At 50.6% G+C, this 1,039-nt stretch carries 2 protein-coding genes; both read right to left on the bottom strand.

The window, feature by feature from the left end; genetic code table 11:
* A partial coding sequence (yigB, locus tag R7Q47_RS26520) for a 5-amino-6-(5-phospho-D-ribitylamino)uracil phosphatase YigB (RefSeq protein WP_318090295.1) occupies positions 1-671 on the bottom strand: 671 nt, incomplete at its 3' end.
* Between the two features lie 8 nt (positions 672-679).
* Positions 680-1,039: tyrosine-type recombinase/integrase (locus R7Q47_RS26525; RefSeq protein WP_318090296.1), on the bottom strand; the 360-nt coding region annotated here is incomplete at its 5' end.

Raw genomic sequence — 1,039 nt, forward strand, 5'->3', positions numbered from 1 at the left:
GGTAACGTACGTGTTCTTGAATGATTAATGACATTTTTATTCATATCATTAAACCAACATGCGGCAAAACCCGCTAACTTTGCACCATGTACATCCGTCGTGAGGTGGTCACCAACATGCAAAATGTTTTCGGCAGGTAAATCGAGGAACTGCTGCGCTTTGACAAACAAATCAGCAGCAGGCTTGGCAAGACCGTCAGGGCCCGCTTTTAATACGAGTTGGAAGTATGGCGTCAAACCGATTTTATCTAAGTCGACATTACCATTGGTGATCGCCACCAGAGGAATGCGTTCTCCCAACTCCGCCAATACATCGAGACTTTGCTGCGGCACGTCAAACTGACTGCGCCATTCCAACGCCAGTTGCACGCCCTCTTCCGCTGCAACTTGAGCTTGCGCTTCATCGTAGCCAACGGATAGAAAACCATGCTTTAACTGCACTAGGCGCCAAAGCGTCACATCGCTTTTGAGATCAGGACTTTGCTGGAGCACATGTTTTTTTACCTGCAACCAGTCGGCCTTTTCCATGTGCGCCACTGCAGGATGCGTTTGTTGCAACCAGGTCAGTAACTCGCGCTCCATACGGACAATCACTGGATGGTTGTCATACAGCGTGTCATCCAGATCGAATGTCATGGCCTTAATCGGCTCGATACGGCGGTAAAATTTCATGCTTTGGCTCACTCCCCGTTCTTTTTGCGGGCGCGTGGGTGGGCTTGGTCATACGCTTGCGCTAGATGCTGGAAATCCAAGTGTGTGTAGATTTGGGTCGTCGATATGTTCTCGTGACCTAAAAGCTCTTGCACCGCACGTAAGTTGTTGCTCGACTCCAGCATGTGCGTGGCAAATGAGTGGCGCAACTTATGTGGGCTAATATGGCTGGCTACAGACTGTTTTTGCCCCCACTCGGCCATGCGTTTTTGCACGCTACGGTGCGAAATACGGGTTCCGAGTTTAGACACAAACAATGCAGGCTCACCTGGCGCGGCTAAGTGACCACGAACGCGCAGCCACTTACCAACCCATTCCGTTGCCATCCC

The sequence above is a fragment of the Vibrio sp. Vb0349 genome, assembly GCF_033338975.1.